This window comes from Acinetobacter sp. CWB-G5 (assembly GCF_019209785.1).
Lineage (GTDB): Bacteria > Pseudomonadota > Gammaproteobacteria > Pseudomonadales > Moraxellaceae > Acinetobacter > Acinetobacter johnsonii.
The window spans coordinates 1-25,610 of sequence record NZ_JAHUTF010000013.1 but is presented as its reverse complement, the minus strand read 5'-3'; the positions used below and the strand labels follow the sequence as shown (position 1 = coordinate 25,610).

23 protein-coding genes are annotated in these 25,610 nt (G+C 44.0%); 7 read left to right on the top strand and 16 right to left on the bottom strand.

Features of this window, described 5'->3' with window-relative positions; translation table 11 throughout:
* Nucleotide 1: 1 nt before the first annotated feature.
* The gene (gene thrS, locus KVY11_RS14925; protein WP_004692292.1) at nucleotides 2-1,924 is read right to left on the bottom strand and encodes a threonine--tRNA ligase; all 1,923 of its coding nucleotides are present in this window, start codon (nucleotides 1,922-1,924) and stop codon (nucleotides 2-4) included.
* A gap of 508 nt (nucleotides 1,925-2,432) precedes the next feature.
* On the opposite strand from thrS, the gene KVY11_RS14920 reads away from it, so the two are divergent.
* Nucleotides 2,433-4,076 (top strand): acyl-CoA synthetase, encoded by a 1,644-nt coding sequence (locus KVY11_RS14920; RefSeq protein WP_183174091.1) that lies wholly within the window; start codon nucleotides 2,433-2,435, stop codon nucleotides 4,074-4,076.
* 78 nt (nucleotides 4,077-4,154) lie between these two features.
* Here KVY11_RS14920 and yjgA read toward each other — a convergent pair whose 3' ends face one another.
* The 9 genes from yjgA to mazG form a co-directional block, all read right to left on the bottom strand.
* Complete coding sequence (yjgA, locus tag KVY11_RS14915; RefSeq protein ID WP_005400753.1) at nucleotides 4,155-4,688, bottom strand: ribosome biogenesis factor YjgA; 534 nt, start codon at nucleotides 4,686-4,688, stop codon at nucleotides 4,155-4,157.
* A 2-nt stretch (nucleotides 4,689-4,690) separates the two neighbouring features.
* Entirely contained in the window at nucleotides 4,691-4,960 is a 270-nt protein-coding gene (locus KVY11_RS14910) for an HPr family phosphocarrier protein (RefSeq protein ID WP_010325935.1), read from the bottom strand.
* The gene (gene rapZ / locus KVY11_RS14905; RefSeq protein ID WP_004692298.1) at nucleotides 4,957-5,808 is read right to left on the bottom strand and encodes an RNase adapter RapZ; all 852 of its coding nucleotides are present in this window, start codon (nucleotides 5,806-5,808) and stop codon (nucleotides 4,957-4,959) included. Before rapZ ends, KVY11_RS14910 begins: the two co-directional genes overlap by 4 nt.
* A gap of 26 nt (nucleotides 5,809-5,834) precedes the next feature.
* Nucleotides 5,835-6,677: a pantoate--beta-alanine ligase gene (panC, locus tag KVY11_RS14900; protein ID WP_218289385.1), complete on the bottom strand. Its 843-nt coding sequence runs from the start codon at nucleotides 6,675-6,677 to the stop codon at nucleotides 5,835-5,837.
* Between the two features lie 3 nt (nucleotides 6,678-6,680).
* The gene (gene panB, locus KVY11_RS14895) at nucleotides 6,681-7,490 is read right to left on the bottom strand and encodes a 3-methyl-2-oxobutanoate hydroxymethyltransferase (protein WP_218289384.1); all 810 of its coding nucleotides are present in this window, start codon (nucleotides 7,488-7,490) and stop codon (nucleotides 6,681-6,683) included.
* A 36-nt stretch (nucleotides 7,491-7,526) separates the two neighbouring features.
* On the bottom strand, nucleotides 7,527-8,015 hold the full coding sequence (gene folK / locus KVY11_RS14890) for a 2-amino-4-hydroxy-6-hydroxymethyldihydropteridine diphosphokinase (protein ID WP_148826703.1): 489 nt from the start codon (nucleotides 8,013-8,015) through the stop codon (nucleotides 7,527-7,529).
* Nucleotides 8,012-9,481: a polynucleotide adenylyltransferase PcnB gene (pcnB, locus tag KVY11_RS14885; RefSeq protein ID WP_168157953.1), complete on the bottom strand. Its 1,470-nt coding sequence runs from the start codon at nucleotides 9,479-9,481 to the stop codon at nucleotides 8,012-8,014. Before pcnB ends, folK begins: the two co-directional genes overlap by 4 nt.
* Before the next feature lie 137 nt (nucleotides 9,482-9,618).
* The gene (locus KVY11_RS14880) at nucleotides 9,619-10,017 is read right to left on the bottom strand and encodes a ComEA family DNA-binding protein (protein ID WP_218289383.1); all 399 of its coding nucleotides are present in this window, start codon (nucleotides 10,015-10,017) and stop codon (nucleotides 9,619-9,621) included.
* An 18-nt stretch (nucleotides 10,018-10,035) separates the two neighbouring features.
* Nucleotides 10,036-10,797, bottom strand: a complete 762-nt coding sequence (gene mazG, locus KVY11_RS14875; protein WP_010325929.1) for a nucleoside triphosphate pyrophosphohydrolase — start codon at nucleotides 10,795-10,797, stop codon at nucleotides 10,036-10,038.
* Nucleotides 10,798-10,915: 118 nt separating this feature from the next.
* Here mazG and KVY11_RS14870 point away from each other — a divergent pair, with 118 nt between their 5' ends.
* Complete coding sequence (locus KVY11_RS14870) at nucleotides 10,916-11,683, top strand: SDR family oxidoreductase (RefSeq protein ID WP_218289382.1); 768 nt, start codon at nucleotides 10,916-10,918, stop codon at nucleotides 11,681-11,683.
* 42 nt (nucleotides 11,684-11,725) lie between these two features.
* On the opposite strand, the gene KVY11_RS14865 is transcribed toward KVY11_RS14870, so the two are convergent.
* Genes KVY11_RS14865 through cysM form a run of 4 tightly spaced genes read right to left on the bottom strand, consistent with a single transcriptional unit; the run spans nucleotide 11,726 to nucleotide 17,234 of the window.
* On the bottom strand, nucleotides 11,726-14,032 hold the full coding sequence (locus KVY11_RS14865) for a bifunctional (p)ppGpp synthetase/guanosine-3',5'-bis(diphosphate) 3'-pyrophosphohydrolase (protein WP_004979149.1): 2,307 nt from the start codon (nucleotides 14,030-14,032) through the stop codon (nucleotides 11,726-11,728).
* A gap of 33 nt (nucleotides 14,033-14,065) precedes the next feature.
* On the bottom strand, nucleotides 14,066-15,454 hold the full coding sequence (gene rlmD / locus KVY11_RS14860; RefSeq protein ID WP_218289381.1) for a 23S rRNA (uracil(1939)-C(5))-methyltransferase RlmD: 1,389 nt from the start codon (nucleotides 15,452-15,454) through the stop codon (nucleotides 14,066-14,068).
* A gap of 6 nt (nucleotides 15,455-15,460) precedes the next feature.
* Entirely contained in the window at nucleotides 15,461-16,282 is an 822-nt protein-coding gene (locus KVY11_RS14855; RefSeq protein ID WP_004692313.1) for a 3'-5' exonuclease, read from the bottom strand.
* 22 nt (nucleotides 16,283-16,304) lie between these two features.
* Nucleotides 16,305-17,234 carry a cysteine synthase CysM gene (gene cysM / locus KVY11_RS14850; RefSeq protein ID WP_004692314.1) on the bottom strand — a complete coding sequence of 310 codons (930 nt, stop codon included), beginning with the start codon at nucleotides 17,232-17,234 and terminating at the stop codon, nucleotides 16,305-16,307.
* A gap of 153 nt (nucleotides 17,235-17,387) precedes the next feature.
* On the opposite strand from cysM, the gene KVY11_RS14845 reads away from it, so the two are divergent.
* The 5 genes from KVY11_RS14845 (at nucleotide 17,388) to rsfS (ending at nucleotide 23,303) form a co-directional block, all read left to right on the top strand.
* Nucleotides 17,388-20,201, top strand: coding sequence for an ATP-binding protein (locus KVY11_RS14845; RefSeq protein WP_218289380.1), 2,814 nt, complete (start codon nucleotides 17,388-17,390; stop codon nucleotides 20,199-20,201).
* Between the two features lie 113 nt (nucleotides 20,202-20,314).
* Nucleotides 20,315-21,103: a crotonase/enoyl-CoA hydratase family protein gene (locus KVY11_RS14840; RefSeq protein ID WP_004692317.1), complete on the top strand. Its 789-nt coding sequence runs from the start codon at nucleotides 20,315-20,317 to the stop codon at nucleotides 21,101-21,103.
* 34 nt (nucleotides 21,104-21,137) lie between these two features.
* A complete protein-coding gene (locus tag KVY11_RS14835) occupies nucleotides 21,138-22,013 on the top strand; it encodes an NAD(P)-dependent oxidoreductase (RefSeq protein WP_218289379.1) in 876 nt (291 codons plus the stop codon).
* A 15-nt stretch (nucleotides 22,014-22,028) separates the two neighbouring features.
* Nucleotides 22,029-22,823 (top strand): hydroxypyruvate isomerase family protein, encoded by a 795-nt coding sequence (locus KVY11_RS14830; protein ID WP_218289378.1) that lies wholly within the window; start codon nucleotides 22,029-22,031, stop codon nucleotides 22,821-22,823.
* A 75-nt stretch (nucleotides 22,824-22,898) separates the two neighbouring features.
* Nucleotides 22,899-23,303, top strand: a complete 405-nt coding sequence (rsfS, locus tag KVY11_RS14825) for a ribosome silencing factor (protein WP_004692321.1) — start codon at nucleotides 22,899-22,901, stop codon at nucleotides 23,301-23,303.
* Nucleotides 23,304-23,350: 47 nt separating this feature from the next.
* On the opposite strand, the gene KVY11_RS14820 is transcribed toward rsfS, so the two are convergent.
* Together KVY11_RS14820 and KVY11_RS14815 are read right to left on the bottom strand one after the other, a co-directional pair.
* Entirely contained in the window at nucleotides 23,351-23,959 is a 609-nt protein-coding gene (locus tag KVY11_RS14820) for a hypothetical protein (protein WP_218289377.1), read from the bottom strand.
* 16 nt (nucleotides 23,960-23,975) lie between these two features.
* Nucleotides 23,976-25,313 carry an ammonium transporter gene (locus tag KVY11_RS14815; RefSeq protein WP_218289376.1) on the bottom strand — a complete coding sequence of 446 codons (1,338 nt, stop codon included), beginning with the start codon at nucleotides 25,311-25,313 and terminating at the stop codon, nucleotides 23,976-23,978.
* Nucleotides 25,314-25,610 lie beyond the last annotated feature (297 nt).

Below are 25,610 nucleotides of genomic sequence, written 5' to 3'. Positions count from 1 at the left end.
GTTACTCCACAATGTACCGGCCGCGTTCGGCAACGGCTGCTTTTACTAGGTCAACGAAAGCGTCGATTGACATAGTACCCAAATTTGTTCCAGAGCGGGTACGCACGTTCACTGTACCTTCCTCTACCTCACGGTCCCCAAGTACCAGTAAGTAAGGAATACGCTCTAATGTACGTTCACGAATCTTAAAGCCGATTTTCTCATTTCTCAAGTCTGAAATCGCACGGAGACCGTTTTCTTTAAGTTTAGCGACGACTGACTCACATGCTTCCGCTTGTGAATCGGTAATGTTCATCACACATGCTTGGATTGGTGTTAACCAAGGTGGCATAAAGCCCGCATAGTGTTCGATTAGTATACCAATAAAACGTTCAAAACTGCCAAGTATTGCACGGTGCAACATTACCGGTTGATCACGATCATTGTCTTCAGTGACATATGACGCATCTAAACGTTCTGGCAAATTGAAGTCACATTGGATTGTACCACATTGCCATACACGGCCTAAGCAGTCTTTCAGTGAGAATTCAATTTTCGGACCATAGAATGCGCCTTCACCCGGTTGAAGTTCCCACTCCAAACCAGCAGCATCTAAAGCATCTGCTAAAGATTTTTCAGCCATATCCCAAAGTGCATCATCACCCACACGTTTCTCTGGACGTGTAGACAACTTCATTTGCACTTCTTCGAAACCGAAGTCTTTATACACATCTAAAGTCAGTTGAATGAAGTCAGCCACTTCTTGACCAATTTGCTCTTTGGTACAGAAAATGTGTGCATCATCTTGGGTAAAGCCACGAACACGCATAATGCCGTGCAATGAACCCGATGGTTCGTTCCGGTGACACGAACCGAACTCGGCCAAACGAATTGGCAAATCACGGTATGACTTTAAACCTTGGTTGAACACTTGTACGTGACAAGGACAGTTCATCGGCTTAATTGCATAGTTACGGCTTTCTGAATGTGTCGTGAACATACCATCTGCATAGTTTGCAGCATGGCCTGATTTTTCCCAAAGCGTGAAATCAACCACTTGTGGGGTACGAATTTCGAGGTAGCCATTGTCTTGCTGAACTTTACGCATGTATTGTTCAAGTACTTGATAAATGGTCCAACCGTTTGGATGCCAGAACACCATACCTGGTGCTTCTTCTTGCATATGGAACAGGTCTAAAGCTTTACCAATTTTACGGTGGTCACGCTTTTCAGCTTCTTCAATACGTTTGATATACGCTGCAAGCTGTTTTTTGTCTGCCCACGCTGTACCATAAATACGTTGTAACTGTTCATTCTTCGCATCGCCACGCCAATAAGCGCCTGACATTTTAGTCAACTTGAATGCTTTTAAAAATTTAGTATTTGGCACGTGTGGACCACGGCACATATCCAAATAATCTTGATGGTAGTACAAGCCCATTTCTGTTTCTTCAGGCATGTCTGCAATCAAGCGTAATTTATAATCTTCACCACGCGCTGTGAATTCTGCAATCACCTCATCACGTGGTGTCATTTTTTTGATGACATCATAGTCTTGATCGATGAGCTTTTTCATGCGCTCTTCAATGGCTACCATGTCTTCTGGTGTAAATGGCTTTGCACTAAAAATATCGTAATAGAAGCCATCTTCAATGACAGGACCAATCACCATTTTCGCTTCAGGGAACAATTGCTTAACCGCATGTCCCACCAAGTGAGCGCAAGAGTGACGAATGATTTCGACACCTTCTTCGTCTTTAGGCGTAATAATTTGAAGGCTGGCATCCGTGGTAATCAAGTCAGATGCATCGACTAAACGACCATCGACTTTTCCTGCAACTGTATTTTTCGCAAGACCCGGACCGATGCTCAGTGCAACGTCCATCACAGATACAGCTTGATCAAATTGTTTTTGATCGCCATTTGGCAAAGTGATAATTGGCATAAAAAATCCTTAAGGAGTGATGCCCCGTACCATGGAGCATGTCACCGCGAGATTATGATCGAGGTAAAACCTCAAAAGATAAAAACGGTGGATAAATAAAATCAGTCGAATTTTACACGTGTTATCCACAGGATTAAACCTTTTCCCCTAGAAAATTCACGTTTCGGCGCATTTTGAATTCATTTGCCAATCCATCAGCCTCCCTAGAATGAGGGAATTGATGTGCCGCAATCCTCATCGCTACATTTTAGAATGACTTTATCGGTCACTTTTTATTAAACAATGCTGCAACACAAGCATATACATATTGCTCACAAAACAAGCTAGAATCGACCTAAAAGCGCTTATATCGCACAGAATCCATAGATTCAGTTTAGATAAACTAAACAAAAAAGTTCAATAAATTCATCTAAAAAGCGCAACTCGACTAAAGCATAAATGCAAGATGGCTGAAAAATGCATATCTTTTAAGCAATGGAAAAATAATACTGAATTTGGAGTGATAAACATGGTCAGCGCTTATGACGAACTACCAAGAACCCCCGCAAACTTTGTGGCTTTGTCACCGCTGCGTTATTTAGAACGAGCTGCCTATATTTATCCCCATCAAGATGCCATCATTCATGGACACCGTCATATTTCATGGCGTGAAACTTATCAACGTTGTCGCCAATTTGCTTCTCAGCTGCAAAAACTAGGGATCACTAAGAATGATACCGTCTCGGTACTATTGCCCAACATCCCTGCAATGATTGAGGCACATTTTGCAGTACCCATGACAGGTGCGGTACTAAATACGCTGAATACACGCCTAGATGCAAAAACCATTGCGTTCATGTTGGAACATGCCGAAACCAAAGTCCTTTTGGTCGATCCTGAGTTTGCATCGGTTGCACAAGAGGCTTTGGCTTTAGTCAAGCGTGACATTTTTGTGATTGATGTAGATGATGCTGAGTACGAAAACTGTTTTGCAGCTCCGATTGGTCAGATTGAATATGAAGACTGGTTAACCGAAGGCGATGAAAACTTTGAGTGGCATTTACCTCAAGATGAATGGGATGCCATTAGCCTAAATTACACCTCGGGAACGACAGGTAACCCGAAAGGGGTGGTCTATCATCACCGCGGGGCTTATATCAATGCAGCCAGTAACATCATTGCTTGTGGCATGACACCTCGTGCGACCTACTTGTGGACCCTCCCCCTGTTTCACTGTAACGGCTGGTGCTTTGCATGGACTATGGCAGCCAATGGGGGCACCAACATCTGTTTACGTAAAATTGACCCTGAACTCATTTTCAAACTCATCGCTGAACACAAAGTCGATTATTTCTGCGGTGCGCCGATTGTGTTATCAATGCTGATCAATACCCCTGAAGAGCAACGGATTCACTTTGAGCATCGCGTTGAAGTGATGGTGGCAGGTGCTGCACCTCCTGCTGCAATTATTGAGGGCATGCGTCATATTGGCATCAATGTCACCCATGTCTATGGCCTCACTGAAACCTATGGCCCTTCTGCGCTTTGTGCCTCTCAAGCAGGTTGGTCAGACTTATCGATTCAAGAACAAGCGCAACTGCACTCACGCCAAGGTGTACCGTACCCACTGCAAGATGGCATGAAAGTCCTTGATCCAGATACCATGCAACCTGTCCCGCATGATGGTCAGACCATGGGCGAAATTATGTTCCGTGGCAACATTGTGATGAAAGGTTATCTCAAAAACCCTGAAGCGACCGCAGAAGCCTTTGCAGGTGGTTGGTTTCATACAGGCGATCTTGCAGTCTGCCAACCCGATGGCTATGCCAAAATTACTGACCGCTCTAAAGATGTGATCATTTCTGGAGGTGAGAATATTTCATCACTAGAAGTTGAAGAAATTCTCTATCAACATCCTGCTATTTTAACGGCTGCGGTGGTCGCGAAGCCCGATCCTCGCTGGCAAGAAGTGCCCTGTGCATTTATTGAACTCAAAGCAGGCAAAGAAACTACGCCTGAGGAAATCATTGAATTCTGTAAGCAACATCTGGCACGTTTTAAAGTCCCGAAAGATGTGGTGATTACAGAAATTCCAAAAACGTCGACAGGCAAGTTACAAAAATTTGTTCTACGCGATTGGGCCAAAGAGCGTGCAACGGGCGAGTTTAGCTAAACATTCAGCAGTCTATTCAAGCAAATATTCTCACATAAAAAAGCGACCTTGAAGGTCGCTTTTTTATGTCTAAATGACTTAATTATCTGAAATTAAAGCCACTTGCTGAATGTAGTTAAACAACTTCAAACGCGAAGCTTTAAGTTGTTCTTCATCAGCCTGCTGTTTCATATCACGGTGAATACGCAATACATGCTGACGAATGGTATGACGTTCCGCGGCATTATAGGTTTTGGAAAACTCATTAATGACCACATCACCATCTTTGATCATACGGTCAACCCAACGCTGCAATTGAGCGGTTTTTTTCGCGCCTTGTTGCGGTGTCAAATAAGACAAAATCACCGTTTCATCTTCATTACGCAACAACTTCCCAATGCGTAAAAATTGGCGACGACGAGCTTCATTTGATGTAATTAGTTTTACATCCAAAAGGGCTTCAATCAAACGCTCTTCAACAGGTAAGTTTTGAATTTGTTTAGTGTTCAACTCTGCAAGTTGAGAACCCAAAGATGCCATACGTTGTACGGCTTTTTTCTGTTCAGTTTTACTTGCACGTCCTTCTAAAGATTCAAAGTCTTCTTCAGTAAAACTATGCGGTCGACGTGCCACGATTAATCTGCCTCGTAAAATTTTGCTGCAAATAGTGCCTGAATCTCAGATAAAGCTTGTTCTTCATCTGCGCCTTCAAGCACCAAGCGTAAAGTGGTGCCCTTTCCTGCGCCTAGCATCAGGAGGGACATAATATTTTTAGCATCCACCAATTTGTCTCCTTTTCCAATTTGGATTGAAGAACGGAATTTGGTGGTCACTTCAATGAGCTTGCCAGATGCACGCGCATGTAACCCTAGTTTATTAATTACATCAACAGTTGTGTCAATCATGCCCAGTGCTTCATTTCTCGATGGAGGACCTGAATAGACCATTTTGCCTCAAGGGCTTTTTTTAGTCTATCCACAATATATACAGAGCGATGCTGCCCACCTGTACAACCAATTGACACGGTCATATAGTGACGATGCCCTTCAGCAAAAGCTGGTAACCATTTATCTAAAAACTTATAAATATCTTGGAACATTTCGTGCGTTTGCTCACTTTGTTCCAAAAATTTTTGCACAGGGGCATCTAGTCCTGAATACTTCCGCAGTTCTAAATCCCAATGCGGATTCGGTAAATGTCGAACATCAAACACATAGTCAGCATCTAACGGGATACCGTGTTTAAAGCCAAAAGACTGCAAAATCAAAATCAGGTTATCCGACTGCCCCAATTTTGACAGCAAGGTATGCTTTAAATCGTGCACACTTTTATCGGTGGTATCAATATGCACAGTTGAGCGCAAATTAATCGGCAATAAAAGGGTTTTCTCTTCTTGAATACACTGGTTCAAACTTTGAAAGCGTGTCGCCAACGGATGTGGACGACGTGAAGCACTAAAGCGCGCAATCAGCTCTTGGTCACGCGTGGTCAAATAAATAATATCGACCGTACCATGTCTTTGCAATTGTTCAAACACCAAGTCGAACTCTTGCAAATCTGCACGTGTACTGCGTACATCCACACCAAGCGCCAACTGCTCAAGGTTATTTTCCCGATCCAGTTTAGCCACAATCTCTGGGAGTAAGGCCAAAGGCAAATTATCAATACAGTAATAACCGAGGTCTTCCAATACTTGTAATGCAGAGGATTTACCTGAACCAGACTGTCCTGTAACAATTAAAATGCGCTTCATCTTAATCCTTTGAGAGGTGAGCTTGCCTAAATATGTTTCACTTTCAAGTTATCAATTAAACGAGTTGCCCCGAGTTTCGCCGCAACAAAAAGCACCAGATCTTGGTCAAACGCATCTAATTTCTGCAATGCAGGTGTGCGTGCTTCCACATAATCCACAACAAAACCAGCCTGTGTCAATGTCGCCTTTATATTTGCTAACACATCCGCTAAAGCAGTACCGGTTTGTAGCGACTGTTCTGCCGCTTTTAAACTTTGGTAAATGGTCGGTGCCTTTTGACGGTTTTCTTCGCTTAAATAACCATTACGGGAACTTAAAGCCAAACCATCTTCTGCACGTGCAATTGCCACACCCATTACCTCAAGCGGCATATTCAAATCACGAACAAACTGACGAATCACAGCCAACTGTTGATAGTCTTTTTCACCAAAGAAAGCAAAATTAGGTTGCACAATATTGAACAGTTTCGTCACTACAACGGCGACACCATCAAAATGACCTGGACGTTGTAGACCACACAAATCATTGGTGATATCTGAAACAGTAATATTGGTCAAACGTGGACTGTTGCCATACATTTGCTCAACAGTTGGTGCAAACACGATGTCACAACCAACCTCGGCCAACAAGCGCTGATCTTGCTCCAAGGTGCGTGGGTAACTGTCAAAATCTTCATTGGGTCCAAATTGAATCGGATTCACAAAAATGCTAACTACAACCACATCACAGAGTTTTTTCGCTTCGCGTACAAGGTTCAAATGTCCCTGATGCAAGTTCCCCATGGTCGGGACGAAACCAATACTTTTTCGAGCCGTTCGCGCAGGGTTCAATGATGCTGATAGGCCTTGGATCGTGGTTTCAGTTTTCATGTTTTACAGCTCGACTTGGAATGTTTGTTCTTTCGCAGGGAATGAGCTATCTAGCACAGCTGTATGGTATGCCTTGAACGCATCCAAAATCGCCGTTTCCCCTGCTTGTTCTTTCATAAAGTTACGCACAAATTTTGCAACACGACCAAAAGTCAGTCCAAGCATGTCTTGTACCACCAAGACTTGACCATCGGTATCCACACCTGCACCAATACCAATGACAGGTACATGTGGGAACAACTCACTAATTTCTTTGCCGAGCTGTGCAGGCACACACTCTAATAACAACACAGCAGCGCCCGCATCAACCACCGCTTGGCAGTCCGCAATCAGTTGGTCTGCCGCTTCACGTGTACGTGCTTGTAATTTATAACCACCAAACACATGTACCGACTGTGGGGTTAAACCTAAGTGTACACATACAGGAATACCATTGCGTGTCAAAACATGAACCGTTTCAGCTAGCCATGCACCGCCTTCGACTTTGACCATTTGCGCGCCCGCTTGCATCACTACTTTTGCACTTTGCAAAGCATCATTTAAGGTGGCATAGCTCATAAACGGTAAATCGGTCATGATCAAGGCATGTTGATTACCACGGCGTACAGCTGCAGTATGGTAAGTCATATCTTCAACTGTAACAGGCAAAGTGGAATCACGACCTTGTATCGCCATACCTAGTGAATCGCCAATTAAAATGGTATCAATTTCAGCAAGTTCCATTGCCTTTGCCATACTTGCATCATAGCAAGTCAGGCAGGAAAATTTGCGACCTTCTGCTTTAAATTTTCTTAAGTCATTTAAACTAATCATCAAACTATTCCTTTCAACATATTTAGCTCGGCTAAATTAAATCTCTGCCCAATTGCCTGCATCCAGTACGCTCAACGTGGGTTGTTGTACAACAGGCAACTGTTTCAACGCAATACCATCAATGTGTAAATTGGGGTCTAAATCCAGCAATGGAATCAACACAAAATCACGCTCCATCACACCGACATGTGGCACGGTTAAGCGTTCATGCTGAATTTTCTCTTCTGCATAGATCAGTAAATCTAAATCTAAAGTGCGCTCACCCCAATGGCGTAAACGCACACGTCCCGACTCTTGCTCAAAACGTTGCAGCTCATCTAGCAAAGCCAACGGTGCCAAGTTTGTGCTGAGTTGCACCACGGCATTTAAATAATTAGGCTGGTCTTGCGGCCCCATCGGTGGGCTTTGATACAGCTTGGAGATCTTTACACCGCCAAGACTAGCCAACTTGTGCACCGCTTCAGTCAAAATCACTTTAGAGTCGCCTAAGTTGCTACCTAGACCAATGTACGTAACGATGCTCATTGTGTCGGTCCAAAAATCACACTGCTTAAATCACGCTGAACACGTTTACGTTTTAAAATTGGGTGATCTGCACCAATCTCGGTCGAGCTATGACCTGCTCCCGTACCAATCTGGGTACGAGCTTCAGCGTGTTGCTTCGGTTTACGTGCACGACGACTACGCGACTCTTGCTCTTGTACCAAAGGCTCAATTTCATGACTTACCGTTTTAGCAATCGCCGCTTCTTCAGCACTTGCTTTACCGCTGCGACGTGATTTTGCACGTTGGCGGTTATATTGGCTGATAGCACGTTCTTTTTCATCGGTGCTCATCAACTGATACGCGTCCCACCATTGTCCCATGCCGAGCGTACCCTCATCACCGGATTTTTCGCGAAGCAACAAGAAGTCAAAGCCTGCACGGAAACGTGCATGGCTAGATAAGGCTTGAATTTGCTGTGCTTTCGGATTAAGTAACCGAGTTTGCATTTCCCACACTTCACGAATGAAGGTTTCGGCAAAGCGCGGAATAATAGTCCGCGTGGCTTGGCGTTTTAATACATCAAGTCCTGCTTGTGCACGCGCTTCAGCTGCAACCACACCTTTACTGCTATAAAACTCACAACGCTCTAAGAACGGTTGCCATAACAATACCGCATAGAAAAATGCAGGGTTGATGGTTTTGCCCACTTGAATACGTTGATCGGTATTTTTAGCAGCACGTTCAATAAATGGAGTGATATTCGGTTTGATATCTGCAAATAACTGCTTCCAAATACCGAAATCGATCAACATTGGCAGCACCCGATTTAAATGCCCCATCGTGAACAGCTTCTGAGATTCATCATATAAACGGTGCGGTGAAACATCGCGTAGCAACTGCGTCATTTCCAAGGTGAAAACATCGAGAATCTGCTGATCGATTGAGAAACCTAATTTTGCAGAAAAACGTAAAGTCCGCAGCATTCGCACAGGATCTTCTTCAAAACGCGTTTGTGCATCGCCCAGTAGACGTAAGGTTTTATTTTTAATGTCATCCACAGCATGACAGAAATCTAAGACAACGCCCTTACGTGGCTGATAGTACATTGCATTAATTGAAAAATCGCGGCGGGCAAAGTCTTGCTCAATGGTGCCCCAATTGTTATCACGCAAAATCATGCCTTGTGCAGAGGTGACTTCTTTCTTCGGCGGTGCACGGAAAGTTGCCACTTCAACCAACTCACGACCTGAATAGACATGAGCCAGCTCAAAACGGCGCCCGATAATACGGCAACGTCGTCCGAAAACTTCTTTTACCTGTGACGGTGTTGCATTGGTCACTGCATCAAAATCTTTGGGATTTAGGCCAAGCATCATGTCGCGGACACCGCCACCGACGATATACGCTTCATAGCCTGCCTTAGTTAATGCATCGATCACATCTAAAATGTAAGAAGGTAATTGAGCGGTTGATAAACCACATTTTGACGCGCGCAAAGTTTGCAAAAGCCGCTGTCTCCTACGCCTAAACGTAAAATTCTAAGATGACGCTAATCATATATCTAACACAATCAAAGGGCAATTTGATTATCGAAAGCAAAGCAGGATTCTGATCAATTCACCAATAAATGACACTGCTTTTTTCACAAGCCTAAACGGGCTTTATTTTTTGCAAAAATCGCTGGTCCAATACCGCGCACCTGTTGTAACTCATCTATGGTCTTAAATGGCCCTTGTTTCTGGCGATAGGCCACGATTGCCTGGGCCTTTTTTAAACCCACACCCTGAAGTTGCTGCAATTGATCAACACTGGCTTGATTTAAACTAATTTTATTTGCGTTCGACACAGGTTGGGCCTGAACAGGCGACACAGCACATTTCACGCTCTTGGGGGCTTGAGTACGATCATCCCACGCCTGCTGCTCTGCTTTCCAGTTCAGATAGTTCTGATCAAAAGACTGTGCATAACCACTGGGCACCCAAGCCAATAAACTCAGCAATAACAACGCAATGATCAACAAACTTACTTTTATTTTTATCAATTCAAGCCACCATTTTTATTATTTCAGTTGTAATTTGGCTTGCTCCCACAGTTGATCCATTTCTTCTAAAGACATCTGCTCAATCTTTTTTTGTTGTTGCAAAGCCTGATCTTCAATGAAAGCAAAACGAGTGCGAAATTTATGAATCGTACTCAAAAGCGACATTTCGCTTGAGACGCCCAGTTTACGTCCAACATTGATCATTGAAAATAAACAATCGCCAAATTCATCTGCTATTTCATCGGAATTTTGCTGTTGAACCGCATGTTTCAATTCAGCTAATTCTTCTTCAAGCTTGGTATAAGCACCTGCTACATCTGGAAAGTCAAAACCGATCCGTGCTGCATTTTTTTGAATCTGTTCCGCTTGTTGTAAGGCTGGACCATGTTTGATGCTGTCTAAACGTGACTGTGCCTTACCTTGCTTTTCCTGTTGTTTAATTTGCTTCCAAAGCTCGCCTACATCTTCGGCAGACAAAGCTGAAAACTGCTGTGCTTGAAAGACATGGGGATGACGACGAATTAGTTTTTCTGTGATGGCATGAACCACATCTTGAAAATTAAAAGCCCCTTGCTCGGCATACATCTGTGACTGGAACACCACCTGTAGCAGTAAATCACCCAATTCATCACGTACCTCATCAGCTTTACCTGAACGCACAGCAGCTTCAACTTCATAAGCCTCTTCAATGGCATAACGGGTTAAACTTTCTGGGGTTTGCTGTTGATCCCATGGACATTTTTCACGTAATTCCCGCATCACGTTCAGCAATTGTTCCATGTTTATCTCTCTTCAAAAATCATATTGATAAAAATTACATTATGACGGCATTCATTTGTTATGCTCAATCCAATCACAACAATAACATCAAGAAAAAGAGCAACAAGGAGCCATTTCAATGCGCAGTATTTTGATTAGCGGTGCAGCCCAAGGTATTGGTGCGGCCATCGCCCGCTTATTTTATGCACATCACTATAAAGTCGGGATTTATGACATCAATAGCGCTCAAGCCCGACAGCTGGCAGCCAGCCTCGGCCCGAATGCCAAAGCAGGACAGCTCGATGTTTCCAACTATCAAGACTGGCAAACTGCTTTAGCCGAGTTTGTCGCATGGGCGGGCGAGCTCAATGTTTTGGTCAATAATGCAGGAATTCTATTCTCAGGGCCTTTTGAACACACAGAGATCAGCGCACATCACAAAACCATCTCGATCAATGTTAATGGTGTACTGAATGGCTGCCATGCTGCATTGCCCTACCTCAAACAAGCGAATTTTGCTCGTGTCATCAACCTTTCATCGGCTTCAGCTATCTATGGTCAAGCCGATTTAGTCTCGTACTCTGCCAGTAAGTTTGCAGTACGCGGTATCACCGAAGGCTTAGATACCGAATGGCAGAAATATGGCATTCGGGTGTTAGATGTCATGCCGCTATTTGTACAAACTGCCATGGTGCAGGATATGCAAGCGAAGAGTATTCAAAACGTGGGGGTACACTTAACTGCGGAAGATGTAGCTCAACACGTTTTTCAACGTACTGTTGCAAAAGATACGGTACTCACTGCAACCCATCAAGCCGTGGGTGCCAAAGCCAAGCTTTTATTTCAACTAAGTAAAATCAGTCCTCAATTTCTCAATCGCCTAACCAACTTGTACCTTTCTAAATAAAAAAAGAGCCTGCAATTGCAGGCTCTTTTTTTTTCAATTCGCTTAGTTACCTTGCACTAAACGACGCGCACTAATGATGCCCGGTTGTTGCTCCAATCGTGCCAACAGTTTTGATAGTTGAGATAAGCCTTTAACTTCAATCAATAATTTCATATTGGCAATACCGTCTGCTTCAGAGATGGTATTGACCTGACGAATATTGATTTGATCGGAGAAAATCACTTGAGTCAAATCTTTGAGCAAACCACGTCGATCATAAGCCTCCACCACAATTTGCACACTCTGACCACGCGTTGGCTGCATTTCCCAATCGGCTTCTACTGCACGCTCAGGTTCATTTTGAATCATGCGTAAGTAGTCAGGACACGCCACTTTATGAATACTCACCCCACGGTTCAAGGTGATATAACCCGCAATTGACTCACCATGCACAGGTTGACAACACTGCGCCACATGCAGCTCAACGTTATCTAAGCCATCAATCAGAATGCCATGCGCTGACAAAGTATGACTAGCACGTGGATTCAATGTCGGCTTCAGCACCAGTTCAGGTTCGTCCTGATCCAAATGCATATGGCGGTTCACCTGATTGATCAAGGCATGCAGACTAATGTCACCATTAACCAGTGCAATCAGAATATCTTCACCCGCTTTGACATTAAAATGATTGCAGTAATCATTCAAATCAATACTTTTTGGGTGAATTGCTAAACGTGAAAGTTCTTTGTTGAGCAGGTCACGGCCCACTTCCAAGTTTTTGCTGCGGTCTTGTTGTCTAAACCAATGGCGCAGCTTGTCACGCGCACGTGCCGTCTTGATATAACCTAAAGAGTTCACCAACCAATCACGGTTTGGCTCACGGTCTTTCTTGGTTAAAATCTCAACTTGTTCACCCGTTTTTAAGGTATAGGTCAGCGGAACATAACGCTGATTCACCCGCGCGGCATAACACTTGTTACCGACTTGAGTATGCACATGATAAGCAAAGTCGAGTACGGTCGAACCACGTGGGAGCTCTTTAATATCGCCATCACGGCTAAACACATAAATCTTTTCAAAGTCTTCAAAATCTTGAATTTGCTCAAAATTTTCAGAGTCTTCATCCGACTTATGTACATTCGCATCATTGCGTTCTTGATAGTGTTCAAGTACTGCACGCAATGAATGTAAACGATGGTTAAAAGAGCGATCGGTATTCTTACCGCCCTCTTTATAGTTAAAGTGCGAACACACCCCGAGCTCTGCTTCTTCATGCATGCTCTTGGTACGAATCTGAACTTCCAGTGATTTGTTTTCCGCAATCACCGCCGTATGCAGTGAGCGGTAACCATTGGCTTTCGGATTGGTAATATAGTCATCAAACTGATGTGGAATATGTCGCCAAATTTGATGCACGATCCCCAATGAGTGATAGCACTCAGGTACAGTTTTAACCAAGACTCGAACGGCACGAATGTCATAGAGCTGATCGAAGCTCAGGTTCTTACTTTTCATTTTTCGATAAATCGAATAAATGTGTTTTACCCTACCGCTAATTTCAGCTTCAATGCCATGCTCATTCAAAGATGCACGCAATGTATCAATCACAAACTGAATATATTGCTCACGCTCCAGTCGCTTTTCATTCAGCAGCGTCGCAATTTCTTTATAGCGATCGGGTGCTAAATAGCGAAAGGCTAAATCTTCCAGCTCCCACTTTAACTGTGCAATCCCTAAACGGTGTGCCAGAGGTGAGTAAATGGTTAAGATTTCTCGTGCTACACGCTCTTGACGTTCTTTAGATGAAGTCGCCAATTCACGCAGTGCATAAGTTCGCTCAGCCAATTTGATCAGTACTACGCGCACATCTTCCGTCACCGAAATCAACATTTTATAAATGCCGTTTAAGTGCTCGCGCTGATTGTTATTAAAGTGATCTTCGAGGCGTTTATTCTGCTCAATGAGGTCAGATAACTTACCCATGGCCAAAGTGCCTTTGACCAGTGCATGCACTTGTTCGCCAAAATGCTCTTGTACTTCCGCCAAAGGAATCACGCCTTCGCGTACACCACGATAGAGCATCGCAGCAGCCAAGGTGTCTTCATCGACATGTAGATGGGCCAGAATATCCGCCATTTCAATACCGGTATAAAAGGTATTGGAACGATGATTAACCGTAGTTTCTAACTCTTTTTGTAAAGTCAAATTGGCAACTTCTTCGAGTTGCTCAAGCTTCGCATCATCTAATATGCTTCGAACACGATCTAACCATTCAGCCAAATCATGTTGAGCTTGTTCGGCATGCTCTACAGTCGCCTCCTGAGACAACTCATTGAGTCGCCCAGGTAGTTGCTCACGTACTGTGACCATACCCTTCTCCTACACTTTTACGCTTCATATTCTTTAATCGTTTATCTCATTATCTTTTTCAAACAATGCTATCGACTCAACGTGACCTGTGTGGGTAAACATGTCCATCACACCGGCTTTGACTAATCGATAACCCTGTTGTACCAACAGCCCCGCATCCCTTGCGAGTGTCGCTGGATTACACGACACGTAAACGATTCTTTTTGCACCAAAGTTAGGCATATAATGCATTATTTCCTCTGCGCCTGCACGTGGAGGATCTATCAATAATGCATCAAATCCTTGATTTGCCCAAGAATGATGCGAGAAATCTTTTGTTAAATCTTGTGAAAAGAACTTCAACTGACGAAGAACATTACGTTCCGCATTTTCTGCACCACGTTGAACCATTTCTTCACTGCCTTCAACACCAACCACTTGTCCTGTTGCTCCCACGCATCGAGCCAAAGGCAAAGAGAAATTTCCTAGACCACAGAACAAATCGAGAACACGTTCTCCTTGTTTTAAATCTAGCAAGTCACATGCCAATTTCACCATTTGCGGGTTAATGGTTGAGTTTACTTGAGTAAAGTCGTGTGGGTTAAATCCAAATGCCACATCAAAATCATTTAAACGATAATGTAAACGCATCTCTGCATGTTCATCATCCACACGCTTTAGACTGTCTGGGCCTGCAGCTTGTAAATACAACTGCCACCCTCTGTCTAACGCAAATTGTTTTAATCGGTTGACATCCTCTGTGTTTAATTTTTCAGTATGTCGCACCGTGAGGGCGATATCACAATCCCCCATGGCCAATTCTATATGACCAATGGCCGCTTTGGCTGTTAGACTTTGGAGTAACTGCTTTAAGCATGTGATTGAACCAAACTCTTGATCTAACACCAAACAACGATCAATTGAAGTCAGTTTATTGGTTTGACGCTCTCGAAAACCCACGACCAATTGATCTTTGTGCGGCAAATAACGCACCCCAATGCGTGCTTTACGGCGGTAGTCTTCACGTAAAGAGCGCAAAGGCGGCAACCATTCTTCCGGTTGAATCCCCGCAAAATGCTGCAAATGTGATTTAAGCACATCTTGCTTTAAGCGAATTTGTTCATCGGGATGAATGTGCTGCATATTACAGCCACCACAGCTTTTAAAATGCGGGCACTTCGGCTCAACACGTAAAGTAGAGGCTTCACTGAGAAGCTGGACAGCATCGGCTTCCTCTAAACGCTTTACCGCATGGGTAATCTGCGCTTTGACCGTTTCACCCGGCAATGCATAACTAATAAAGACTTTTTTACCCTGCTTGTCCGCAGGATGGTCTGGATGCGAACCATAGTGCGCTATGCCGCGTCCTTCATGCGAAAGTGACTCAACCTGAAAAATATAACTGGGCTGTTGAGTTGGACGAGGTTTGGCTCTATGTTTCATGTGTACCTAAAGATGGGAAGGGGAAAAATCAGCAGCGGTAAAGGCCGTCTGCTGTGAGGTCTCACGCCACACCGACAAAAAGTCTTGATGCTGCGGCTGAGCCTGTAAAAACTGGATGGTTTGATCAATAAAATGACGGTGGTCTTGAGCGAGCAATTGCCCTTTGAGCAAAAGCCAACGCAAATACACCAACCATGTATTTAGCACATCACCTTCACAATAACTGGTGAGTTTGAGCCACTCCTGTGCCCGAACATATTCAGGTACATGATAAGCCCCATCGCCTCGTTTACCGGGATACCCCAATAAATGGGCAACATCATCTAGCTTTTGGAAATGACGTCCATTAAACATTGCCATCACATCCATCAGGTCGATGTGACGCTGATGATAACGGTTCTGATAGTTATTATAGCGCTTTTGTGTGTCAATTTCGCCTTGATCGAACAAAGCAGGTGCAGTTAAACCATGATACATAGCACGAAGCATGATTACAGGTAAGTCAAACTGAGCACCATTCCAGCTCACTAAAGTTGGTAAACGCTTATCAAATATAGATAAAAACTTACTGAGGATTTCTGCTTCCGAATATTGCTCACGGCTAAAAGAAAAAAGTTTCATCTGGCCTTGGTCATCCAGCCATAAGCCTGAAATACACACAATTTCATGCAAAGCCAAACGCTGAAAATCCATGCCTGATTCTTGGCGACGCAATTTGGTCAGTGCCGCCTCCAAATCAGCCTCAGGCAAATCTAAACCATATAAATGCGCCCCCGATCTCAAATCAGTCATTGTTTCAATATCAAAGGTGAGAACAGGTAAACGCATAGCAGGACTCTCTTTTATTGTTTTATTCAGGATCGACCACAGAGAAAAGACCCGTCGATAAATAACGGTCACCACGGTCACAAATAATGCACGCAATGACGGCACCAGGGTTTTCTTCAGCAATTTTAATCGATGCCCACACCGCACCACCTGAAGAAGTTCCTGCGCTAATCCCTTCTTTTTGCGCCAATTTACGCATGGTTCTTTCTGCTTCAATTTGCGGAATATCAATAATCTGATCAATCCGACTGCGGTCAAAAATCGTTGGTAAATATTCTTCAGGCCAGCGGCGAATCCCTGCGATACTTGAACCATCCGATGGCTGTAGGCCAATAATTTGAATGTCGGGGTTCATTTCTTTGAGATATTTAGAGACCCCCATAATGGTACCTGTAGTGCCCATTGAACTCACAAAGTGAGTGATTTTTCCACCTGTTTGCTGCCAAAGTTCAGGCCCAGTCGTTAAATAATGTGCTTCAACATTATCAGGATTACCAAACTGGTTGAGTACGTGCCCTTTGCCTTCTTCTTGCATTTGCAAAGCCAAATCACGTGCACCTTCCATGCCCTGTTCTTTGGTTACTTCAATCAGTTCCGCGCCATAAGCACGCATTGCATCTTTACGTTCTTGGCTCATGTTGTTGGGCATAATCAGTTTCATCTGATAGCCACGCATCGCAGCAACCATCGCCAATGCAATGCCGGTATTTCCACTGGTCGCTTCAATCAAGGTATCGCCCGGCTGGATTTGCCCTCGCTTTTCCGCTTGCATAATCATGTTATACGCGGGACGGTCCTTGACAGAACCTGCGGGGTTGTTACCTTCTAACTTTGCCAATACTGTTGCTTGAGTGTGACTTGCCAGACGCTGTAAACGCACCAGTGGAGTTTTTCCAACATAGTGATCTAACAAAAATTCGTCTGCTTGAAAATCAGTGGATGTAGTACTCATTCTTTGCACCTTGATCGAGGTGCGCCTATTGTATGGAAAAATGCCTGTCCCTGCACCCATTTAGCGTGCTTTTTCGTGAAAGTGATTAAAGCACCATCGATTTTTTATAAAGCGTGCTACACTTCAAAGCATAGGGAATAAATCACTTGCACCATGTCAAATATCAATAAAAAGTTATTTAATCGTCTGCACTTAAACCATGCTTATGGACAGCTCATTGCACTTATTTTCGTGCCGATTATGATTTTGGCCTGTGTAGGTGCATTACTGGTTATTACCGAAACTTCAAATGCCGCCAAAGCCCAACAGCGACAAATGGCGATAGCGATTTTAACGCGCTATCAGCTAGATGCGGAAGCGGCGATCAATTTGGTGAATGCCTCCCCTTGGCAGTATGAAAATGCACGTTATTTGATGCAAAAGATGTTAGATGAAAAACATCTGATTCGTGCCGCAATTATTGATGACAAAGGCAATAACAAACTCAGCATTGGCTACCAAGACCAAGCGCCATGGCCCGCGCTGAAAAAAAATACTGATTTTTTTGGCCCGATGAATTTTAAAGGCAATACGGTATATGGTTTGCCCATCAACCAATTTACAGGCACACCTGCGCAGTTGGTGGTTGAATTAGATAACCAGCCCTTACAAATTGCCCGTTATCGCGTGTTGATTGTGTTGATTGCGACAGGTCTGTTGACACTCTTATTGCTTTTACTCTGTTTAAATTTCTACTCGCGTCGCTGGATTGCGCCGATGTATGAAATTCGCATGCAGCTGCAACGTTTAAATGCCGACACCCTAGATCAACACATGCTGATTAACAGTACTGGTGAATTACGCTTACTACAGCGCGATATTGCCAATGTGGTGAAACGCCTGCATTTTAGTTTTTTAGAGTTGAAAGAACACACTGAGCAAACGGAAGATGATTTACGTCGAACCCTTGACACGTTAGAAGTGCAAAACATTACCTATCGTCAAGCGCGTGACCAAGCCATTTCAGCAAGTCAGTCCAAGTCTGTATTCTTGGCCAATATCAGCCATGAACTGCGCACGCCACTGAACAGTATTGATGGTTTTATTCACCTGTTACTGCGTCAAGACAACCTCAACAATGATCAAAATCTTTATTTACAAACCATCCGAAAATCATCTGCACACTTACTGGCACTGATTAATGATGTTTTAGATTTTTCAAAAATTGATGCAGGTAAGTTAGAACTCGATACTGCAACGTTTGATCTAGAAGAAGCAATTTTTGATGTTATGGATATGCTGTCTCCTCTTGCTGCACAAAAGCATATCGATATGGCCTTTTACTATGCTGACAATGTGCCAAAGCATGTGGTTGGAGATGCCCTACGCTTTAAACAAATTTTAACCAACCTGATTTCGAATGCCATTAAGTTTACTCCTGATGGCGAGATCATCGTCCGCGCAAGAATGGAACAAGATGATATTGGACAGTGCCTATTGCACTTTAGTGTACAAGACAGCGGTATCGGACTCAGTGGAACCGACCGTAAAAAACTGTTTGAGTCTTTCTCGCAAGGCGATGCTTCGGTCACGCGTCAATTTGGCGGTACAGGTCTGGGCTTAGCGATTTCCAAACAGCTGGTGCATTTGATGCAAGGGCAAATTGGATTTGAGGACAACCAAGAACGCGCGCCAACCGAAAAAGGTTCCACCTTCTGGTTTACGGCCATGTTTATGGTTAATGAAGAGGATGAGTACGTCGAGCATCCTCAGTTTAGCGATATGCAAGTGGTCTCGTATTTGGCGCATCCTGCAACGGCCAATATCCTGCGTCATTATCTTGAAGATTATGCTGTGGAGCACATCGAATCGAGTTCAATTTTAGACTTGTTCAGTCACCTCAACAGACTGCCTCAAGATGTGGAAAACACATGGTTGATTGTTGACCACAGTGGTGATACCGAAGCCTTATTAAAAGAAATTCGTCAGCGTTATAGCGGTAACCTTGCGGTTTATGGCTACCAAATGTCACTCGATTTGACCACACTGAATGAGTATCGCGCACGACCATTATACCAACCGCTCAGTCGGAGTGCTTTGATTCAATTACTCAGCAATCAACCGCTATTTGAAGAAGATGAAATAGAGTCCTTCAATGGTCAAGGCTTACATATTTTAGCGGTGGATGACCATCTCCCTAACCTGATTGTCCTTGAAGCACTACTAGGCGAATTGAATGTCACGACAACAAAAGCTTTAAGCGGCCAACAAGCCTTAGAGATTTTACAAGAGCGCGCTGAACACGACAGCAAAGCTTTTGATTTGGTATTTATGGATATTCAAATGCCTGTCATGTCGGGTGTCGATACCACACGTGCCATTCGTGCGCTGGAGTCAACCATTGAAAACCATAAGCGTTTGCCCATCATTGCCCTCACCGCACATGCATTGGCCGATGAAAAACAAAAACTACTGCAAGTCGGCATGGATGACTATGTCACCAAACCGATTCAAATTGATCAGATTATCCAAATCCTGACCCATTGGACCACTGATCGTTTCAACAAAGGCTCACCCGTTGAAAAAGCCATCGTGATTGAAGCACTTGATCCGAAGGTACTCGACTGGCAGCAAAGCTTACAGTTAGCCGCCAACAAAGAAGACTTAGCAGTCGACTTACTGCGTATGTTAATGGATAGTTTTGATACTGAGCTGCATGAAATGAAGCAGTTGATTGAAATGGAAGATTTCCCACAATTGGAGCATGTGCTACACCGTCTGTATGGTGCAACACGCTATGTCGGTGTACCCAACTTACAAGAAGCAACAGGGACATTTGAACAGTTTGTTTCAACCTTACGTAAAGAGCGTCGTAAAGCAGATGAACAGTTTGTTCAAGAAACCATCAAGCGTTTCAATGAACTCAAAGTTGTGATTGAACAAGTACAACATGCGGCACAGCAAATTTTAATCAAACATAGCCCATAAAACATTCAAAAAAGCATGGCACCAAAGACAAGTTTCGACGTGACTCTTGGTGTCATTTATCCGCACGAGAGCTATGCTATGCTCCATGCGAGCAAAAAATAAGAGTTCTCATCATGGCTTTACTTCGCATTGAAAACAAAAACGGCATTGCCACAGTTTCACTAAACCGTCCAGACAAACGCAATGCGATGAGTTTCGACCTGTTGCGCGAATTGGTTAAAACTGCTGAAAAAATTAAAAAAGACCGCAGCATTCGCTGTGTCATCCTCACTGGTGAAGCGCAAGTCTTTAGTGCAGGCATTGATCTTGCCGATTTGAACAATCCGAAGAATCGCGCCTATGCCGCATGGGAGCTGATTAAACCGGGACAAAGTCTATTTCAAAAAGCTTTCCTAATTTGGCAAGAACTGCCTGTTCCTGTGATTGCCGCGATTGAAGGGTTTTGCTTTGGCGCTGGTATGCAATTGGCTTTAGCGGCAGACATTCGTGTCGCACACCCTGCAACCAAAATGTCGATTATGGAAAGCCGTTGGGGACTGGTTCCGGATATGGGACTGACGCGTTCTTTGAAAGGTCTAATCGGACTAGATCTTGCCAAAGAATTAACACTTACGGCACGTATTTTCGATGCAACTTATGCCAAAGAAATCGGCTTAGTCACACATCTTGATGAATCACCGCTTGCTAAAGCTCAAGCCATTGCAGAAGAAATGTTACAACGTTCACCAGATGCACTCATGGCCTCAAAATATGTGTTGGATGCTATGCAGCATGAGCCTAAAAAATCCTTACGTTTGGAAAAAATTTGGCAGCTCAAATTACTGTTAGGTAAAAATAGCCAAATCGCACGTAAGAAAGATAAACAACCCGACGTGCAGTATCTACCACGCCAATATAAATAACAGTATTTAATCACTGACAATCAAAGAGGGTCCCATGAGTTTCGATCGACACACTAAAATTGCATTTCTCGGCATGGGACTCATGGGCAGCCGTATGGCCACCCGCTTACTTCAAGCAGGTTTCGAAGTCGCTGTATGGAACCGTACCCGCAGTGCCTGCGATGCACTCATTGATTTGGGGGCTACAGACTTAGCACTACAGAATATTGCTGAATATCCTATAGTCCTAACATGTTTAGCCGACGACAAAGCTGCACTCAGCGTTTATGAACAAATCGAACCGTTTTTGACGGCGAAGCAAGTGATCATCGACTTTTCCAGTCTTTCGGTGGAGCAAACCCTGAGTCTTGCAGCACGTGCCGAACAAAAACAGGTGCAATGGATCGACTCACCTGTTTCGGGGGGGACTGTCGGTGCGGAACAAGGTACGCTGGTCATCTTTGCTGGTGGCGATGCACAGACGATTCAAGACTTGTCTTTGATTTATAATATCTTGTCGCAACGTGTCACCTGTATGGGCAACACGGGAACAGGACAAGCCACCAAAATTTGTAATCAACTGATTGTGGCAGCCAATAGCACTCTGATTGCAGAAGCGGTTGCTTTAGCAGACAAAGCTGGTGTGGATACTCGCTTACTCGCACCTGCGCTTGCAGGCGGTTTTGCCGATTCGAAACCCTTTCAAATTTTAAGTCCACGTATGGCGACTCACCTGTTTGAGCCCGTACAGTGGAAAGTTCAAACCCTGTCCAAAGACTTGAACAACGCCGTGCAGCTTGCTGCGCAGCACCAACTCGACATTCCTGTTGCAGCGCGAGCACTTCAGCAATTGCAAGCACACCAACAACAAGGCTATGCTGAAGCTGATCTTGCCTCAGTCATATTACAAGTAGAACAACAAGCCAAATAAAATTAGGAGAAAATCATGACCAAACTTGCTGTAAATTTATCCATGATTTTTACCGAAGTACCGCTGCTTGAGCGTTTTGCTTTGGCTCAAACCGCTGGCTTTAAACATGTGGAAATCCAATTTCCCTACGAACTCAGCATTGAACAAATTCAAACTCAGCTTACGCTTCATGACTTAAGTCTCTGCCTTATTAACGTTCCTACGGGCGACTTAATGACAGGTGGCAATGGACTCGCAGGCATCCCTGGCAAAGAGCTAGAGTTTCATCACGCTCTTCAGTTAGCAGTGCAATATGCCAGCGCACTCAAAGTGCCAAGTGTGAATATCCTTGCTGGCAAACAACCCCTAGATGCCGACCTACTGCCCTGTTTAAATACCTTGTCCAAAAACCTGAAACTGGCATGCCACATGTTCAGTGAACATGACATTCAACCTGTCTTTGAAATGATCAACGGCACAGATATGCCGCGCTTTCTAGTGCAAAATATTGCCCAAGCACAGGAAATGCTAGAAGCAGTACAACACCCTGCACTTAAAATGCAATACGACTGCTATCACATGGCCATGATGGGTGAAGATGTACTGCAAGGCTTACAAGAAAATATTCAAGCTATTGGTCACATCCAATTTGCAGACTGTCCGGGGCGGCATGAACCAGATACTGCACAAATTATGTATGCAAATATTTTTGAATGGCTACAACACAGCAGTTATGACGGTTTTATTGCGGCGGAATATCGACCAAAAACTGTTTCAACTCAGTCCTTTGCATGGAAGGCAAAATACTTTGCTGCACATCCTCAAAGTTGAAATGTTGCGGATTTGAAATTTTCGCCTAAAAACGCTATATTATAAGATGAGTTATTGTCCGGAAAAATTCCCTTTATGAATTTAGAACCATCGCCCAGCGCTTCTAATTCTCACGATTTCGCAATGAATACCCAAGCTGCCGACGTACAAGCTTGCTTAAAAGTTGTACATGAAGCCCTTGAAGATGTAAAAGCAAAAGATATTTTAGCGATTGATGTCAGCCTAATCAGCAACGTCGCTGATGCAATTGTGATTGCAAGCGGTACATCAACGCGTCACATCAAAGCACTTGCTGATAACGTTGCTGAAGAAGCACGTAAAGCAGGTTTTCGCCCTCTCGGTGTCGAAGGCGAACGTGATGCAGAATGGATCTTGATTGATCTTGGCTTTGTTGTTGTGCACGTGATGTTGCCAACAGCACGTCGTTTCTACGACCTAGAAAGCCTTTGGCGTGCAGCCCCAGAAGAAACTGTAGCCTAATATGAAAAGAGCGACCTGAAGGTCGCTTTTTTTATGTCTAATTTTATTTAAATTAAGCGATGCATATCGACCATTGGGTAACGCTCTTTCACTTGGCGCTTCACATGGGCATAGAGCTGATCTGCTTTTGCTGGACCATAAAACTCACAATAATTTTCATAACAGACCGTCAAGACCTGCGCATACTGAGTCATAGGCAAAGCTTCGAGCAACGCTCGATCATTCAAGGCCTGATACCTATCAATCACAATGGATAAAGCGTCTAGCTGCGTTTTTACCTCACGCTCAAACTCCTGCACATCAACGGCTTTGACCGCTTGACAGATATTTTGCATAAAAAACGTCAATGCATCGAGTAACGCTGCTCCCCCTTGTTCGCTTTTCGATGCTTTTGCAGAGGGATTCAACAACACTTGTTTTTCAACTTGGGCCATCTCGGCCAAGACATTTTTGAGCATGTCTTTTCGGAAGTAACGTAATTCCTCTGTGGTGCAAACTTCACTCAAAAAACGATTCAGGACAAAGGAGGGTTGATCACCATATTTCGCTTCCCAGTGATTTAATACTTGCTCTAAAAGTGTTCCTTGTAAGTACCGACTCAGTCCACGCTCGATCGCTTGGCGTTTTTGTAAAATAGTTAATGTTTCAGTCGACATGAGCTATCCTCTTTCATTAATGACGTTTGGTCATATCATCAGTTTCAAACGTCACATCACGCTGAAACTCGGGATAAGACAGTTCTGCATGTTCTGTATAGTCCAAGCCACGTTGTTCATGTTGTTTACTCACCCGCAAACCACCAAGAACGAGGTCCAAGACTTTAAAGACGATCAATGCCACACCAAAACCCCACGTAAAGGCTGTCAAAATCCCCAAGCCTTGTACCGCAATGATCCCCGCATTAAACATATTGTTTTCAAAAAACAAACCCGCTGCCAATGTGCCCCATGCCCCACAAAAACCATGCACAGTCACCGCATCGACCACATCATCCAAGCGGAGTTTTTCCATCACCACTGGTAAAATACTGACCAACACACCTGCAACCGCCCCACTGATGATGGCATACAGTGGACTCATGGTTGCACAGCCCGCCGTAATTGCAACCAGCCCACCCAAGGAGGCATTAATGGTGCCGCGCATTAAAATTGCTTTACCACGTATTAGGGTATAAACCATATAGGCAACTGCCGAAGCACACGCCGCCAAATGTGTATTCAAGGCAATCCGCCCAATACTCACATCCGCCTTCACAGTAGAGGCCGCATTAAAACCAAACCATGCCAGCCATAGAATAAAACCGCCTAGCGCCACCAACGGTAAATTATGTCCTGCCAAATAATGGACTTGTCCATTGCGCCCAAAACGCCCTAAACGAGGCCCCAACACAATAATTCCGGCTAAAGCCACCCATCCACCAATCGAATGCACCACCGTTGAACCTGCAAAGTCAATGAAACCCATGGCTTTTAGCCAACCTTCGCCATCAAATAAGCTCCCCCAAGCCCATGCACCAAAAATCGGGTAGATCAAACCACTGACCACCGCAGCACTCACAATATACGCCACAAAGTGAATCCGCTCAGCCATCGCCCCACTGGCAATCGTCGTGGCGGTGGCAGCAAACATCATTTGAAAGAACAAGAGGTTCCAGTGCCAGTCATCCATGGCATTGGGGGCAAAATGTGAGGTTCCTATCCAGCCACTCGAATTGACACCAAACATCAAACCAAAGCCAATCAACCAAAAGACCAAGCCTCCTAAACAGGCATCCATATAGTTTTTCATGAGTACATTAATGGTGTTTTTAGAGCGCACCGAACCACTTTCAATCAGGGCAAAACCTGCTTGCATGAAAAACACTAAAATGCCACCGAGCACCACCCAGACACTGTCGAGCGAGAGACGAATTTCTTGAATATTTTGAGCCTGTGTTGGCAGGGGCTCTGCAGCAAAACTGGGTAAAGCAATACAGCACACAAAGAAGAGTAAGTATTTTATTTTTTTCATGAATAATCCCCCAAAGATTATTCATCTCAACTGCAAAATCAATGCCAGTGTTCCAACACCTTATAGATATTTAATCATGATCCATGCCCACCAATATAAATGGACAATTCAAACAAGGCGAAAAAGCGATACACCATAAAAGGGCCAAAGCGCATTTATCAGCTGATTGATAAAATGTATTAGTTCCGACTTAATCTGACACAGAGCTTGAAAAAGAAGAAGTTACCGATTTTGATTAAAGGTGTCGAATCTCAATCAATAAAGGTAACTTCTCATGTTGCATACTAACAATCAAAT